14 protein-coding genes are annotated in these 15,731 nt (G+C 37.0%); 7 read left to right on the top strand and 7 right to left on the bottom strand.

Going from position 1 to position 15,731, the window contains the following annotated elements:
• Window positions 1-126 precede the first annotated feature (126 nt).
• From AC4BBX_RS08065 to AC4BBX_RS08045, 5 genes are all read left to right on the top strand, one after another.
• Window positions 127-987, top strand: a complete 861-nt coding sequence (locus AC4BBX_RS08065) for an SAM hydrolase/SAM-dependent halogenase family protein (protein ID WP_490453370.1) — start codon at window positions 127-129, stop codon at window positions 985-987.
• A 17-nt stretch (window positions 988-1,004) separates the two neighbouring features.
• Window positions 1,005-1,559, top strand: coding sequence for an ECF-type riboflavin transporter substrate-binding protein (locus tag AC4BBX_RS08060; protein WP_490453369.1), 555 nt, complete (start codon window positions 1,005-1,007; stop codon window positions 1,557-1,559).
• A 394-nt stretch (window positions 1,560-1,953) separates the two neighbouring features.
• On the top strand, window positions 1,954-2,586 hold the full coding sequence (locus tag AC4BBX_RS08055; RefSeq protein ID WP_490453368.1) for a DNA alkylation repair protein: 633 nt from the start codon (window positions 1,954-1,956) through the stop codon (window positions 2,584-2,586).
• Between the two features lie 67 nt (window positions 2,587-2,653).
• Window positions 2,654-4,360, top strand: coding sequence for an ABC transporter ATP-binding protein (locus tag AC4BBX_RS08050; RefSeq protein ID WP_490455785.1), 1,707 nt, complete (start codon window positions 2,654-2,656; stop codon window positions 4,358-4,360).
• Window positions 4,357-5,190, top strand: a complete 834-nt coding sequence (locus AC4BBX_RS08045; protein ID WP_490453367.1) for an energy-coupling factor transporter transmembrane component T family protein — start codon at window positions 4,357-4,359, stop codon at window positions 5,188-5,190. Before AC4BBX_RS08050 ends, AC4BBX_RS08045 begins: the two co-directional genes overlap by 4 nt.
• A gap of 518 nt (window positions 5,191-5,708) precedes the next feature.
• On the opposite strand, the gene AC4BBX_RS08040 is transcribed toward AC4BBX_RS08045, so the two are convergent.
• The 4 genes from AC4BBX_RS08040 to AC4BBX_RS08025 all read right to left on the bottom strand — a co-directional run bounded on the left by AC4BBX_RS08040 (window position 5,709) and on the right by AC4BBX_RS08025 (window position 9,966).
• Complete coding sequence (locus AC4BBX_RS08040) at window positions 5,709-6,695, bottom strand: polyprenyl synthetase family protein (protein ID WP_490453366.1); 987 nt, start codon at window positions 6,693-6,695, stop codon at window positions 5,709-5,711.
• Between the two features lie 18 nt (window positions 6,696-6,713).
• On the bottom strand, window positions 6,714-7,268 hold the full coding sequence (locus AC4BBX_RS08035; protein WP_490453365.1) for a Gx transporter family protein: 555 nt from the start codon (window positions 7,266-7,268) through the stop codon (window positions 6,714-6,716).
• Between the two features lie 12 nt (window positions 7,269-7,280).
• Window positions 7,281-7,697 (bottom strand): NusG domain II-containing protein, encoded by a 417-nt coding sequence (locus AC4BBX_RS08030; protein ID WP_490453364.1) that lies wholly within the window; start codon window positions 7,695-7,697, stop codon window positions 7,281-7,283.
• Window positions 7,698-8,049: 352 nt separating this feature from the next.
• Window positions 8,050-9,966 (bottom strand): FAD-dependent oxidoreductase, encoded by a 1,917-nt coding sequence (locus AC4BBX_RS08025; protein WP_490453363.1) that lies wholly within the window; start codon window positions 9,964-9,966, stop codon window positions 8,050-8,052.
• A gap of 579 nt (window positions 9,967-10,545) precedes the next feature.
• Here AC4BBX_RS08025 and AC4BBX_RS08020 point away from each other — a divergent pair.
• Window positions 10,546-11,652, top strand: coding sequence for an FAD:protein FMN transferase (locus AC4BBX_RS08020; protein ID WP_490453362.1), 1,107 nt, complete (start codon window positions 10,546-10,548; stop codon window positions 11,650-11,652).
• A gap of 35 nt (window positions 11,653-11,687) precedes the next feature.
• Complete coding sequence (menA, locus tag AC4BBX_RS08015) at window positions 11,688-12,632, top strand: 1,4-dihydroxy-2-naphthoate polyprenyltransferase (RefSeq protein ID WP_490453361.1); 945 nt, start codon at window positions 11,688-11,690, stop codon at window positions 12,630-12,632.
• A gap of 58 nt (window positions 12,633-12,690) precedes the next feature.
• Here menA and AC4BBX_RS08010 read toward each other — a convergent pair whose 3' ends face one another.
• Genes AC4BBX_RS08010 through AC4BBX_RS08000 form a run of 3 tightly spaced genes read right to left on the bottom strand, consistent with a single transcriptional unit; the run spans window position 12,691 to window position 15,308 of the window.
• Window positions 12,691-13,647 (bottom strand): biotin--[acetyl-CoA-carboxylase] ligase, encoded by a 957-nt coding sequence (locus AC4BBX_RS08010; protein WP_490453360.1) that lies wholly within the window; start codon window positions 13,645-13,647, stop codon window positions 12,691-12,693.
• A 16-nt stretch (window positions 13,648-13,663) separates the two neighbouring features.
• Complete coding sequence (locus AC4BBX_RS08005) at window positions 13,664-14,011, bottom strand: hypothetical protein (protein ID WP_490453359.1); 348 nt, start codon at window positions 14,009-14,011, stop codon at window positions 13,664-13,666.
• Entirely contained in the window at window positions 13,989-15,308 is a 1,320-nt protein-coding gene (locus AC4BBX_RS08000) for a DUF1576 domain-containing protein (RefSeq protein ID WP_490453358.1), read from the bottom strand. The genes AC4BBX_RS08005 and AC4BBX_RS08000 overlap by 23 nt, the downstream gene beginning before the upstream one ends.
• Window positions 15,309-15,731: the final 423 nt, after the last annotated feature.

Raw genomic sequence — 15,731 nt, 5'->3', positions numbered from 1 at the left:
CAGTCCTTTTTTTGCTGTTTACGAACATTCTCCGGTTTTCTATAACAGAAGATTCTCTGATAGATTGACCTTTAGAGTTAAAAATTGTAGGATATTTCCAAGGCTTAGTCAGAAAGGAGGAATAAAATGGAGAAGTATTTGGTATTACAAACAGATTTTGGTTTAAGTGATGGTGCAGTGAGTGCGATGCATGGGGTCGGACATATGGTTAGTCCGGAAATTACGATTCATGATTTAACTCACGATATTCCCCCCTATGATATTTGGGTGGCATCGTATCGTTTATATCAGACTGTTAAATATTGGCCTAAGGGAACGGTTTTTGTATCGGTCGTCGATCCTGGCGTAGGAAGTGAACGTCAAAGTATCGCTTGTAAAACCAAGTCAGGTCATGTGGTGATCACTCCTGACAATGGTTCGTTGACTCATATTCAACACTATGATGGTATTGAAGAAGTTCGTGTCATCAATGAAGTGAAAAGTCGACTACCTCATTCAGAGGAAAGTCATACCTTTCATGGTAGAGATATTTACGCTTATAATGGTGCACGTTTGGCGAGTGGAGAAATCACTTTTGAAGACTTGGGAGAGGTTGTTTCTACAGCGAGTATTGAATATTTAGAAATTGTTGAAGCGACTAGTCAAAATCATGTATTAAAAGGAAGTATTGATGTCTTAGATATTCGTTTTGGATCATTATGGACAAATATTCCTTTGGCTTTTCTACAAGAAGCGGGAATTGCTCATGGCGATTCTTTACAAGTCACTATTTTCCATCAAGGAAAGAAAATTTATCAAAATATTTTGCAATTTGCGCGCTCTTTTGCCGACGTGCAAGTAGGCGAACCTTTAGTGTATGTCAATTCACTAGTGAATATTGGTGTAGCAGTTAATCAGGACTCATTTTCAGATTTATATCATATTGGTACTGGTACCCAATGGCAAATTCAGTTACGAAAAGCACCAAAAATTATTTTTGAAGATTAAGAGGAGGAAAGAATGAGATGAAAAAAGAATTTTCTGTTAAAACGATTGTTGCAATTGGGATTGGTTCAGCGGTATTTGTTATTTTAGGACGTTTTGCTTCAGTGCCGGTACCGATACCAAATACTTTTGCCGAAATGACATATCCATTTTTAGCATTGATGGCGGCATTGTTCGGACCAGTGGCAGCAGCATTGATTGGTTTCATTGGACATGCTTTAAAGGATTTAATTTTTTACGGTTCTCCATGGTGGTCATGGATTATTTGTTCAGGAATTATTGGTTTTATTTATGGTTGGGCTTTGCGTAAAATTGATTTGAAAAAAGGCGAGTTCACCCTTCGAGAAATGATTTATTTTAATGTTGTACAAATTGTTGCAAATGGAGTTATTTGGGGATTACTTGCGCCATTATTGGATATCCTATTCTATGCAGAACCCGCAAGTCGTGTATTTGCCCAAGGTGGCGTTTCAGCGATTGTTAATTCTATAGCAGTAGGTGTGGTTGGAACATTATTGATGAAAGTTTATGCTTCTACCCAAACGAAAAAAGGAAGTTTATCAAAAGACGCATAGAACTTAGAACTGTCACATAAGTAGAAACAAAGATATCTGAACAAAAGAGAATGAATCACCTCAAATCTAGTTTTCTATTGTTCAGATATTTTATTGTTAACCTACTTACGTCACAGTTCTATTTTTTTAGAGAAGAAGACATACCAATTTCCTTGAAATTTTGGTAAGATTACTTAATGAAGATAGACTGTATAAGGATACCAGTTCCACTTTGAGTCCTACTTAGCCAAAACTTCAAATTAGTAGAATGATATGGGTAATGAAAATTTGATTACTCTAAAACGAAATAGCACTAGGAACTACAAAATAGTGGAATGGTATACGGCATTTCAATCCGACTAAAATTTTGTTCTTTAGAAATTTTATTACATAAATAGAAATAAGGAGGGAAATAATGAATACATCTGAGATACTTCAACAAATTAGTGAGCCAAATACCAGACTAGGTGATTTACGAAAAATAGCCAAAGAAATCAAAACAGATCATCAGTTGGCAATGGAATTGTGGCAATCGAAAGAATTTTTAGCTCGTCAGTTGGCGATTTTGATTATGGATAAAAAATTATTAACCGCAGAAGTGATTGATGCATTGGATCGAGATATGCAAGAGCATCCTGAAGAAGAAAGCAAACAACTGATTGACTGGTTAATGGCGAATCAACTAGCGAAGAGTAAATCAACCAAACTTTTGATGGAATCTTGGATGGATAGTCATTCTCCTTTGCAAAGAAGAATTTACTGGTATTATCAAGGTCGTTTGCGCTGGATGGGTCAAACACCACCGTCTAACACTGAATTTTTAATAGAAAAAATTGAAGAAAGAATTTTGGAAGAAAATCCTTTGGTTCAATGGGCGATGAATTTTACCGCTGCACAAATTGGCATTTTCCAGGAAGAATACCGTCAGCGTTGTGTTCGACTTGGAGAAGAGACGGGGCTTTTCAAAGATGAAATGGTCTCTAAAAATTGTACGCCAAATTATTTACCACAATATATTGAAATGCAAGTAGCCAAACTAAACAAATGAGAACACTTAAAGAGTCTAGCAACATTTAGCTAGTATCACTTTTTATATTTACACAAACGAGGAGCAAATTATGAGACCGATGATTGAATTTAAAAATTTTTCATTTCAATACGATAGTCAGTCAGAGCCTACTTTAAAAAATCTGAATTTGACAATTTATCAAGGGGAAAAAATTCTCATCGTAGGACCTTCTGGTAGTGGCAAATCGACCTTTGCTCATTGTATTAACGGCTTGATTCCTAATCAATATCAAGGACAAGTGACAGGGGAAGCCTTGATTGATGGCAAAAACATCGCAGAAACGTCTTTATTTGATTTATCTTTTGTTACTAGTACTGTTTTGCAAGATACCGATGGACAATTTATTGGTTTAACTGTGGCAGAAGATATTGCTTTTGTTTTAGAAAATGATGAAGTGTCTCAACAAGAAATGCGTGAAAAAGTCCATAGATGGTCTGAAATGGTTGATGTGGCGAATCATTTGAATAAACGTCCTCAAGATTTATCGGGAGGGCAAAAACAACGGGTCTCCATGGCGGGAGTCATGATTAATGAGGCACCTATTTTATTATTTGATGAACCTTTAGCCAATCTAGATCCTGCTGCAGGAAAAGCGGCAATTGGCTTGATTGACACGATTCACCAACAATCAGATGCGACAGTTTTAATCATTGAACATCGCTTGGAAGATGCGTTAGCTAAGCCGGTGGATCGAATTATTGTTTTTAATGATGGGCAAATTGTTGCCAATCAAACCCCAGATGAGCTTTTGATTTCACCAATTTTAGCAGAAAATGGGATTCGTGAACCCTTGTATGTAACAGCATTAAAGTATGCAGGTGTTGATTTGCAAACAGTTCAGCATATATCTGATTTAGAAAAATTATCAGGTACAGGATTATCTGAAAAAATGTTGACTTGGCAAAGTGGCTTATTTGATTTAGAACAACCGGCAGAAGAAGCACCACTGTTTGAATTAAAAAATTTGAATTATCGTTATCGTAAACAAGATCCTTTGGTACTAAATGACCTAACCGCTACCTTTCGAAAAGGGGAAAAAATTAGTATCGTTGGGAAAAATGGTGCGGGAAAATCGACCTTGTTTAAGGCATTATGTGGTTTTATCCGTCCAACAGGTAATTTACTGTGGGAAGGGAAAGATGTAGGGCAAGAGTCAATCAAAGAACGAGCGGATAAGATTGGCTATGTCATGCAAAATCCGAATCAAATGATTTCGCAAAAAATGATTTTCGACGAAGTGGCATTAGGCTTACAATTACGAGTAGTACCTGAAACGGAGGTAAAAGAGCGTGTCCACAAAGTACTGACCATCTGTGGGTTGTACCCGTTTAGAAATTGGCCGATTGCAGCCTTGAGTTATGGGCAGAAAAAACGAGTAACTATTGCAGCAATTTTAGTCTTAGAACCAGAAATGTTAGTATTGGATGAGCCGACTGCGGGGCAAGATTTCCGTAATTACTCAGAAATGATGGCATTTGTAGAAGAATTGAATCAACTAGGTAAAACGATTGTCATGATTACTCACGATATGCATTTGATGTTAGAATATACAGACCGTGCTTTGGTTATTAGTGGCGGGCAAGTTATTGCAGATGCTAGCCCGATCCAAATTTTAACGGACGTCTCTTTAGTAGAGCAAGCGTCATTAAAAGAGACTAGCTTGTTTACTTTTGCGAATAAAATCGGCTTACCTGATCCCGTTGCCTTTACTCGCAAATTTATTCAATATGATCGTGAGGTGCGTCAAAAATGAATAATTATCAAACATTAGGCTATCATGAAGACAACACCTTACTTCATCGCTTGAATGCCACAGCTAAAATGCTCTTTTTATTACTGGCAACTGTGGCAACAATGACAACCTATGATACTCGCTTCTTATTGCTTGTTGCTCTGGGTTCCCCGTTGTTATTTAAATTAGGGAATATAAAGTGGCATCAAATTTCTTTTGTAATGAAATTTATTTTCTTTTTTTCCGTGTTAAATTTAATTACGTCCTATATTTTTGAGCCGGAATTTGGTGTTCGTTTATATGGAACACGTCATGTCTTGGTAGAAGGATGGGGACGTTATACTGTGACACAAGAGGAATTATTTTATTTAGCTAATTTGGCATTGAAGTATTTCTGTACGATTCCTTTGGCGATTGCCTTTTTAATGACCACCAATCCAAGCAGCTTTGCTTCTAGTTTAAGTAAGATCGGCGTGAGTTATAAAATTAGTTATGCTGTCGCTTTAGCTTTGCGTTATATTCCAGATATTCAAGAAGATTTTTTTAATATCTCTCAAGCCCAACAAGCGCGTGGTTTAGAGATGTCTAAAAAAGGTAAGTTGACGCAACGATTAAAAGGGATGGCGCAAATTGTTTTACCTTTAATTTTTTCAAGCTTAGATCGAATTGAAACGATAAGTACTGCGATGGAACTGCGTCGTTTCGGGCAAAAGAAAAAACGTACTTGGTATGTAGAAGAACCCTTCCAATTCAAAGACTACTGCTTAATAGCTCTAGGTATCCTACTATGCGGCACCACTTTAGCCTTAATCTACCTAAACGGAGGCAGATTCTACAATCCATTTACCTAGTACTTAGAGAGCAATGTTAATGATACTTCCAAAACAAATTTCCAAAAACTCCCTTGTTGTGAGAGACCGTCGAGAGCCTCCAAGGAGTCTCTTCGACTGCTGACGTTCAAACTCTGACTAAGTGCTAGTCACACTCACTCAGAGTAATTCATTCAGCTCTTTAGCTCACTACAAGGGAGTTTTCTCCATTTTGTTCTTCCAGTATCTGCTAGACATGTCTCTCTATTTGATTGAGTAACGCTAACATCTTATTAAAAACTAAACGTCCAACTGGTAGAAAAGACACCATCGCGAGCAAAAAGATGAGGATGAATTACACAGCGTTGGAAGTAGTGGGTTTCTACTTCCTACACTGTGTTTGAATGCCGAAAGGTTTGAGACTCTTTTTAAAGAGGCTCAGACCGGTCTCTCGCAATGGTTGTTCTATACGGACAGTTGGACGCTTAGTTTGGAAGTTTACGCTGTTACTTTAACTTAAATGAGAAAAGAGAGCTGTGACGATTGTCAGCAGCTCTCTTTTAGTTTTGTCTGGTAAGAATACTTTCGGTGATGGTGTATAGTGTCTCTTTTGTTTGATTTTGGTTTTTTGGTAAGCTGTTGATTTTTTTTAGTGCTTGCTGTGTATAATCATCGGCTAAAGCTTGAGCTTTTTTTACACCATCAAACTCATGAACGAGACGGTAAACTTCATTGGCTTCCTCGTTAGACAAAGCCTCGCGTTTTTCCAACAAAGGTAAGAGTTCTTGGCGACCGTTTTCCAAGGCATAGATGAGCGGGAGAGAATACACCCCTTGTTTTACATCTTCCAAAACGGGTTTACCAATCGAAGTTTCTGATTGAGTATAATCAAGAACGTCATCAATAATTTGAAAAGCCATTCCAATATTATGACCAATATCGGACGCTTTTTTGGTTAATAAGGAATTAGCGCCACTTTCTAAAGCACCCATTGAACAGCTGAGTGCAAACAATTCTGCGGTTTTACCAGAAATATTATCTAAGTATGCTTCTAATGAAACATTGTAATTGTAACGATAATCCATCTGACCTAGTTCGCCAGACAAAATTTTCTCCATACTACGAGAATTTTTTTGCAGGCCATGCATTGAACTAGCATAATCAGCCATTAATTTAAAACAAGTCACAAAGAGGTAATCGCCAGCATAAACTGCCGTACTATTGCCAAAGGTTGAGCGAATTGTAGGTAAATTGCGACGTAAGTCTGCCTCGTCCACAATATCGTCATGGATCAATGTTGCTGTATGCAACATTTCAACCGCAGCCGCTAAAGCCACGGTTTTATCTCGGTCTTGTTCAGTCCCAAGTTGAGCGAACAATAGTTGGTAAGCAGGACGCAACAATTTGCCGCCTGCTTGAATCATACGTAAAATTGCTTTTTCTACAGGTTTATTTTTAAGTTGAATAGAGTCTTCCATCAAAGTTAAGGTTTGTGCTAATTCTGATTGGAGTTGCGGATAGTCTTTCCACATTGGATGAATTTTCATAAAAAGCTCCTTTGTTAATCAATCGGTTTTCCATGAGACGTGGGTTTGTTCTTCATATTCTGTTTGGAAACGACGCAAGGTATCGACTCTTTGTAGTAGATAATTTGCAGCAATCCCAATGGCAATTCCTGATAGAATGCCCAAGAAAGATAGGATGGGTAGGTAGAGCATAACCGACCAAGATTGTGCAATCCATGAAGCAGTCACTAACTGTCCAACGTTATGCATAAAACCACCTGTGGCACTGATACCAATAATACTGACTCTTTTAGGTCCCAATTTTTTTACTAACAACATACTAAAGTAGCTAAGTAAGGCGCCACTCATACTATATAGGAAAGTTGAGACGGTTCCTCCGAGTAAAGTTGTCAAAATTAGACGCATCCAAACTAAAAGAAAACTTTCTTTTTTAGGCATCGTAAAAATAGCAATGATCGTGATCAGATTGGCTAAACCTAATTTTGCTCCTGGAGCAAAAGCAAAAGGATAGGGAATCATATTTTCAATAAGTCCGATAATGACACCTTGGGCCACTAATAATGCGATAAAAATAATTTTTCTTAAACGATTCATAAAACCAGCGATTTATACATCATAATCGCCACTGTCACTCCCATCTATTGCTTGGATTTCAATGACTACTCTGTGAGGAAGGCAGACAATGGTTTCACCATGTTTGGATGCCCAACCTCGTCTGACGCAAATTTGATCACCGCAGTCAGCTTCTTTAATACGTACACGTTCACCCTCAACTTCAATTAAATTATAATCACCATGAGGATCTTCATATAAGAATGTATAACTTTCTTGTCCTTCATATAAATCAAATGTACGAATTTCTTCGCCATCCACCCTTAGTACAGCTTGTTTTGCCACATTTTCTGGCGTCTGTTGCATGCCAAATACGATAATAGGTAAGAATGAACTGAGAATTAGTAGAAAAATAATGACACCATCCCATGGTTTTAAATGACTATCTTTAATAAATTGTTTGATATTCATGAGTGGTCCTCCTTTAACTAATGACTTTTTTTCACAAACCTATTTAGAGGCATACTCGCATAAAAGGCTAAGAAAAATAAAATCACCAATTTCGTTATATTCTTCCTCATTCTAGCATAAATGACCTTTTCTGTATAAAGATTTCAAAAAGAAACACGAGTAAAAAACGTTACGTGGGTACTAGTTGCCAAAAGTAAATTTCCTAGTTTTTTTGTCTAAATACGGCATTTCAAAAGGAACCGTAGCAATCACCTAAATCAAGAAAATCGCTATATTTGTTAGTTAGCAAATGTGGATAAAAAGGGGTGTGACAGCCAATCGTCACACCCCCTCCATTCTCATTTTTAAGTGATTATTTTTGTCCGTACATGGATTTAGGTGTTCCATACCACCATTTTCCTAATGTGCGTTGTAACCATGGAATTACCCAACGGTCTAAACCAACCGCACGACCAGAACCGTTCATTAGAGCAAAGGCAACTGGAATGAACCAGATATTTACCCAGAAGAACATACCTGATAGACAGAAAGTAACAACCAATACAATAGTTGAAGCACTGAATAACCAAGTAAATAATCCTGCCATTAATGCAAGAGCAATACCGATTTCAACAAATACCATCATTTTTTGGAAGAACATAGCGACTTCCATATTTGGCATAAAGACTTTCATGACACTTGAGAACCAGTCTGGAGCAGCATCTAAAACAGCCATTGGTTCCTCACCATAAGCATAACTTAAACCGAAATGAGCAACTGCTTCAACGGTTTCGTCAACAGCACCACTAGCAGCACTAGCAGCGTCAGTCGCGCCACTTGCCGCATCAGCCGCATAATCCCAAGTCCAAGGGAATACGCTGTTACCAGTGAACCAAGAACCTTCACCAAACCAAGTACTAGGTTTTAACCATTCACCTTCACCAACAATTTTCTTGAAGGCTTCGATGAACCAAGTTAATCCATAGAAAACACGTAATGGCACACTCCAAAGCACATTACCGTAACGAGAAGTATGTCCACGAGCAACTGTACGATCATCTTTAATATGGAAGATTTCGTGCATCAAGTATTGGAACATATAATATCCAGAACGAATGTCAAAGAAGTATTTCAAGTTCACAATGTGTTTCATGATAATTGCTAAGAAACCACTTAAGTGAATTTTGTTGAATAAGTTCGCAACACCCCATTTGGCACCGATTGATACCATGAAACCTTGGTAGTTTCCTTTGAACTTGTGTTTTTCGCCACCTTTAATGTCAGCAACGATATTTGTTGCTGCAGTATGACCAGTTTGCTCTGCTGCTTGAACGATTTGTGGTGTTGGTGTATTTGGAAATTCTTCGTAGTACACTAAGTCACCAATGATATAAAGGTTTTTGTCTTCATATCCTTTTGCTTCCATAAATTCATTTGCAATCAAGCGATTTCCACGTGCTGATTCTAAACCAAAGTCAGCAGCATCGGTAGTTCCTTTTACCCCAGCGGTCCAAATTAAGGTATGTGTTGGGATTTGTGAACCATCTTTTAATTTGATGTGGTCAGGAGCTACTTCAACGATTGGTGCGTTTAATACTAGCTCAACATCTTTTTCTTTTAGATAACGTTCTGCTTTGGCAGCATCGTTACGACCTAACATGTTTAAGATAGTTGGCATTGCTTCAACCACTTTAAGAGTGATTTCACTTGGATCAAGTTTGTAATCTTTTGCTAAACGATCTTTCCAGTCAATTAATTCACCGATCATTTCGATTCCTGTAAATCCAGATCCACAGACAACAAAAGTTAACATTGCCTTACGTAAAGCGGCATTAGGTTCAATCGCTGCTTTTTGAACAGTTGTTAAAATGTGTTCGCGAATACGTACAGAATCTTCAAATGACCATAATGTGAATCCATGTTCTTTCACACCTGGAGTACCGAAGTCATTTGGCTCGCCACCCATACCTAATACAAGGTAATCAAATGGATATGAACCTAATTTTGTTTGAACTACTTTGTTCTCTTTGTCAATTGCAGTGACAGTATCTGTTACCAACTGAACGTTTTTCTTACGAGAAAAAAGACGTTGCAAATCATATTGGATGGCTTCAGGTTCCACACGGCCACCGGCAACTTCGTGAAGTTCAGTCATCATCGTATGATAAGAGTGACGGTCGATTAAAGTAATCGCTACGTCATTGTCTTTCTTTAGCTTTTTCGCTAAATGCTTTGTAGCTGAAACGCCCGCATACCCAGCACCGACAACGACAATATTTTTCTTAGTCATTGAAAATCTCTCCTTAATAGATAAAAAATAAAAAGTAATAATTACACAATCTATTACATTATATAAGGAAATTCCTCATTTGTCTAAACTTTTTTAAAACTTTCACAAAAAAAGTGATCAGAAAAAAATGAATTTCGTTGTTCAAGAATAAAACAGGATGGAAACGAGCCACACAAACCGTTAGATTAAACCTTTTGTAAAGTTCACAAAAGAGTATTAAATGAGCAATTAATCATACTTTCCAGAGAAATTTGTTCTTAGTTATCTACTTAGACGGGTCCTGAGATGTTGGAAAAAATGATTTTTTATTTTCATGTAATTGGTGATTGGATTTGAATGAAGAAAGACCTTGTAATACTTGTTTTTAAAGACAAGTTATTGACTTATTTAAACATTTAGATAGAATGTTAGATGTATCACAAAACTTGTGAAAAAATGAATAATGTATCCTCTTTTCAACTTGCTTTTGAGCAGAGGGTGGGGATACATTTAGTTATTTCTTTTTTTGAAAAACTGTTCAAAACCTACAAAAAAAGCTATGATAAATACACTAGTAATCAAAATAGAAAGAGGATTGTTATGAAAAAAGTACTATTACTTCTCACGACTTTGTTGCTAACAACGGGTTTAGTTGCTTGTAACAAAGATGAAGACACAACCAATACGAACCAATCAGAAACCGGTGTTGCTCCCGGATTACAAAAAGACCCTTATGCAGGGGAAGAATTTTTATTAGGAACCTACACCCGTATTCGCGTATATGACGAGGGAAAAGAAGCGGCCTTAGAACCTGCGTTTGATCGCATTCGTGACTTAGGGGATCGCATTACCATTAACCAAGCGGGCTCTGAAATTGATGCGATTAATGAGCAAGCCGGTGTTGCTCCCGTACAAGTTTCTGATGACATTTATGGATTAATCAAACAAGCTTATGATTATACCGTGGAATCAGAGGGAGGCTATAACTTAGCGATTGGAGCAATTACTCAATTGTGGCGCATTGGTTTCGATGATGCCCGTAAACCAAGTCAAGAAGAGATAGACGAAGCCTTACAACATATTGATTATCAAAAAATTCAATTAAATGATGCTGAACAAACGGTTTATTTAGAAGAACCTGAAATGATTTTGGATCTAGGAGCGATTGCTAAAGGGTATATCGCGGATGAAGTGGCCGAAGTATTGAAAGAAAATGGTGTAACTTCAGCTGTTATTGACCTAGGAGGAAATGTTTTAGTACTGGGTCATAGTTGGCGTGGAACAGATGAACCTTGGAATATTGGGATTCAAGATCCAAACAATGCACGGGGAACCATCTTAGGTTCAATCAAAGAAACCGACAAGACTGTCGTTACTTCAGGAATTTACGAACGTTATTTAGAAGTAGATGGTGTACAGTATCATCACATTTTTGATTCTAAAACAGGTTATCCTTACGACAATGACATTGCGAGTGTGACGGTAATTACAGACCATTCAATTGATGGGGATGGTTTAACGACAGTGATTTTCGACAAGGGAGTTAAAGAAGGTTTAGCCTATATTGAACAAAATACACCTGAAGGTACAGACGCTGTTTTTGTTACAAAAGAGGGTAAAGTTTATGTAACAGAAGCGATTCAAGATACGTTTGTTTTGTCCGATGAATCAGGTTATACCATGGGTGATCGTAGCGAATTAGAGTAAAAAAATTACTATACTATTTAACAAAGGAGGATAAGATGTCTGTAAAAAGTTTTTTGGAATTAGTTGAGATTCGTACGAAAGTAGCGAGTTTTTTCCCATTTGTCATGGGAATTTTATTCTCAATTACCTACTTTAATGAAGTACACTGGGGTTATACTCTGCTATTTTTTATTGCGATGTTAGTCTTTGATATGACCACAACGGCCATTAATAATTACATGGATTTTCAAAAAGCCAAAGTAGATGAATACAAGTATCAACAAAATGTGATTGGTCGAGAAGATCTATCGCCAACGTTAGTTCGTAATTTAATTTTAGGTATGTTAGGATTTACGCTACTTTTAGGGCTATTTTTAAGTTGGAAAACGGGCTGGTTACTCTTGATTATGGGCTTTATTGTTTGTTTTATTGGTGTCTTTTATACATTTGGACCGATTCCTTTGTCTCGGATGCCTTTGGGTGAAATTTTTAGTGGGGTAACAATGGGTTTAGGTATTTTCGCAATCACCATTTATTTAAACACTCTCAAACAAAAGGTCTTTTTCCTAACACTTGATTTTAAAGCAGGTACCTTCTTGCTTTCAGGAAATTTCTGGGCAGTTTTAGCCATTGTTTGGGCCTCTTTGCCTTTGATTTTTACGATTGCCAATATTATGTTAGCCAACAATTTACGAGATTTAGAAACAGATATCAAAAACCATCGCTACACCCTCGTTTATTATATTGGTCGTAAAACAGGGACTTATTTATTTCAAGGCTTGATGTATGGTTGTTATCTAGTGATTATCTTGGGACTATTATTTGGTACTTATCATTGGCCGATTTTAGTTACTTTCTTGACTTTACCGAAGATTTATAAAAATTTGCAGGAGCATAAAGCAAGTTTGCCTCATCCAAAAAGCTTTGGTTACTCCATTAAAAACATGATTCTGTTTAATAGTAGCTATGCTTTAGGATTGTTGTTAAGTATTTTCTTTTAATAAAAAAGTCCGACAATTCTCGCAATCATTTTATCGCAAGAGTTGTTGGACTTATTTTTTAAAGTTCAATGGCTTGCAGACTAATTTCACCAGAAGAGAGTACCTTATTCCCTTCGGATGTAGCTACAATTAATTCTCCAGTGTCCGAAATGCTTTGAGCAATTCCGGTATAAGAAGTACCCTGTTGAACAAAATGAACAGTTTTTCCTAAAACAAAAGATTTTTCTCGATAAATACGTAAGTAATCATTGGCAGGTAGGCCGTCTAGAAGTTCGAAAAAGTTTTGCCAGATAAGTTGAATCAGTTGATTTCTAGTTATCTCAGCACCATTCGGGAAAAGTGAACCAGCTTTATTGGCTAGCTCTTCTGGAAAATCTTCTGGCGCAATCGCAAAATTAATCCCCATACCTAAAATCACGTGGGAAATGCGTCCAGTTTCAAAATCGCTAGTTGCTTCTGATAAAATACCGCAGACTTTTTTGCCATTCAGATAAATATCATTTACCCACTTGATGTCGCTTTTTTGTCCCGTTACTTCATCAATTGCTAGTGAAACCGCGACAGCAGCTAACAAAGTATATTGTGGCAGCTCCTCAAAGGATTGGTTAGGATTAAGCAACAAACTCATATAAATTTGCCCTCTTGGTGAGAAAAAAGGCCGTCCAAAACGTCCGTGTCCACCAGTTTGTGTCTCTGCAAGATATAAGGCAGGTGTTTTTTGCCCATTAATCGCGGCTAATTTTGCATCTTTCATAGTAGAGTCTGTATCATCCATGATAAAAATTTGTTGATCAGGCAAATGCTTTTGGGCCATCGAGGATGCTTCCAAAACATCAGAAGTTAGATACTGATAACCATTTGGATGATGTTCAATCTGATATCCTAATTTTTCTAGTTCTCGTACTGATTTCCAGATGGCTGTACGAGAAACACCGATTTCTTGAGCTAATTTTTCTCCAGATAAGACTTCTTGTGTCTGCTTGAGTAATTGCAAGACTTTTTGTTTGGTATTCATTCAAAAGCCTCCTTTATTAGTAACTACGGCGAAAAACTTCTACCATTAGTTTTTCATCTTCGTACATAATATCTGCATTATCAATCATCATTCCTAATAGCTGATAATCTTTTTCCTCGTGAAGACTTTGGTGTCCTCCTAAAAGTTCATCGTAATAAGATTCGATATCTAAATTTCTAGGAATATTTAGGTTTTCAGCAAATTGATAGACATCTTCAGGTAACTCTTCACAGTAACCCTCAATAGAAGCTAAAAACCCCTCTTCTGAAAAACTTAATTCAAGAGAAACTTGATCGATATCATTGGAAAAGAAATAGGTCAATAACTCATCAACAATTCGTCTAGACTTTTCTCTTTCTAGCATTCTTTTTCCCCCTACGTCCTTTAGTAATTGTGTCTAACAAAGGTACCATAAACGCCGCTACAAAACCACCAGAAAATCCATTGTTATACAAATTTAATCCACCATGTAAGTAACCAATATTCGGAACTAAAGTCATATGAATATACCCAGCTAAAATTCCAAACAACGGACCATAGTAACCACTAATTGGCGCAAGCGTTGTCCCAAAAATAGCAGTTAGAATGATACTAAAAGGGTTATAGGTCTCACTGGGAGCGAAGGTTGCAGCTAATACTACTCCAATTAATACTGGAATACTGTTTTTGAGGTGATTCCCAAAAGCTCCAAAACCAATAACGGTAAAAATTCCACCAACAATAGGTCCAGAAAGGATTCCACCCATTAAATACACAAAAGCAAGTAACATAAAACCAAGTAAAGCCATATTGATTAAAGAAGCCCCAAATCCGGCAATTGCTACAAAATCGGTCACTAGCGTACCAGAGGATTCAGAAATGATTTTTAAGCCCTTGAAAGATTTTTTATTAAAATAAAAACCAAGAACAAAAATAATTGAGAATAAAACAAGTAAAAAAATCGTCGACTCTTGATGATACGTTGTAGATAGAATAGATACCGTACTGATTTCGTTGCCAGTCAAACGATAGAGGCTGGTAAAAATCATGCCTACAATACCTGCTGTAAAACCAATATTGTATAAAGAAAAACCTTGGTGAAAGAGTAAGAATTGTGCAGCCAAGGGTGGAAGAATAAAACCGATTAGTATTCCGATGCTATAGCCTAAGGGAATACCTAAATATAAAGGTAGATTCGTACCAAAAGTTAAGTAGCTGATGACCGGAGAAATGGCGCTACCAAATAAGGCAACTAAGATATGTTGAGAATAGGGCTTTTTAACGAAGAGAGAATAAAGATAAACACCGACAAAGATCGGTATTGAGTTATAGAAATTTTTTCCGAAAAAAGAAAAACCAGATACGGTAAAGAAAGCAGCAATTAATGGACCGCTGACCGTCGCTCCTCTTGCTTTCGCTAGCAAAACACTGGTCAAGGTCAATACACCACTATTGACAAAGGCGCTACCAAAGTTGCCTACTTCGAAATAGTCGGTGATTAAGTTACTCGGTGAAGCTAAGATGCGCAAGGTTCCTTGCCAAATTTCCAAAGGTGTTTCACTGATAAGACCTACCCCAATCAAAAGTAAACAAAAACCAATTAATAATCGGTATTTGGAAATTTGTGATTTTAAATCAAGACTTTTGTTTTCCGTATGAAGAATAACAGAGTTGCTTTTCATAAGTCACTTCCACTCCTAAAATAGGTTATATCTACTATATAAGATTTTTTCGCTTTCGCCAATCGAATTTTACGTAACTTGATTAATTTTTGAAAACGTTCTTGTTATATCGAATGCGTGACTTAAACCAGTAATGTTTCATTTGTTAACAGTCAAAACTTCCTCATTGCAGGAGACCGCTTTGAGCCTTCTTTTAGAAGTCTCAAAACTTTCGGCGTTCAAACGTAGAGTAGGAAGTAGGTAATCACTTCTTCCAACACTGCGTAATTCATCCTCATCTTTAGTATGCGATGAGGATTTTTTTCCCAGTTGATCTTCCAGTTTTTGAGCCTCATTTAGTTTTCAAGCTTCGTTGAGTTTTAAATAGTTACAAGAAAAATGACAAAGTTACCATTCCCAGTTATCTTTCTAATCTCTTCGCTA

The sequence above is a fragment of the Enterococcus sp. AMC1157 genome (assembly GCF_058216555.1).
The sequence above is the reverse complement of the archived record's forward strand: the minus strand, read 5'-3'. Positions and strand labels throughout refer to the sequence as shown.

Excerpts from the sequence above, each read along its gene's own strand:
- AC4BBX_RS08065 (WP_490453370.1), top strand. The coding sequence starts at position 127 with ATGGAGAAGTATTTGGTATTACAAACAGATTTTGGTTTAAGTGATGGT.
- AC4BBX_RS08060 (WP_490453369.1), top strand. The coding sequence starts at position 1,005 with ATGAAAAAAGAATTTTCTGTTAAAACGATTGTTGCAATTGGGATTGGT.
- AC4BBX_RS08055 (WP_490453368.1), top strand. The coding sequence starts at position 1,954 with ATGAATACATCTGAGATACTTCAACAAATTAGTGAGCCAAATACCAGA.
- AC4BBX_RS08045 (WP_490453367.1), top strand. The coding sequence starts at position 4,357 with ATGAATAATTATCAAACATTAGGCTATCATGAAGACAACACCTTACTT.
- AC4BBX_RS08040 (WP_490453366.1), bottom strand. The coding sequence starts at position 6,695 with ATGAAAATTCATCCAATGTGGAAAGACTATCCGCAACTCCAATCAGAA.
- AC4BBX_RS08035 (WP_490453365.1), bottom strand. The coding sequence starts at position 7,268 with ATGAATCGTTTAAGAAAAATTATTTTTATCGCATTATTAGTGGCCCAA.
- AC4BBX_RS08030 (WP_490453364.1), bottom strand. The coding sequence starts at position 7,697 with ATGAATATCAAACAATTTATTAAAGATAGTCATTTAAAACCATGGGAT.
- AC4BBX_RS08025 (WP_490453363.1), bottom strand. The coding sequence starts at position 9,966 with ATGACTAAGAAAAATATTGTCGTTGTCGGTGCTGGGTATGCGGGCGTT.
- AC4BBX_RS08020 (WP_490453362.1), top strand. The coding sequence starts at position 10,546 with ATGAAAAAAGTACTATTACTTCTCACGACTTTGTTGCTAACAACGGGT.
- menA (WP_490453361.1), top strand. The coding sequence starts at position 11,688 with ATGTCTGTAAAAAGTTTTTTGGAATTAGTTGAGATTCGTACGAAAGTA.
- AC4BBX_RS08010 (WP_490453360.1), bottom strand. The coding sequence starts at position 13,647 with ATGAATACCAAACAAAAAGTCTTGCAATTACTCAAGCAGACACAAGAA.
- AC4BBX_RS08005 (WP_490453359.1), bottom strand. The coding sequence starts at position 14,011 with ATGCTAGAAAGAGAAAAGTCTAGACGAATTGTTGATGAGTTATTGACC.
- AC4BBX_RS08000 (WP_490453358.1), bottom strand. The coding sequence starts at position 15,308 with ATGAAAAGCAACTCTGTTATTCTTCATACGGAAAACAAAAGTCTTGAT.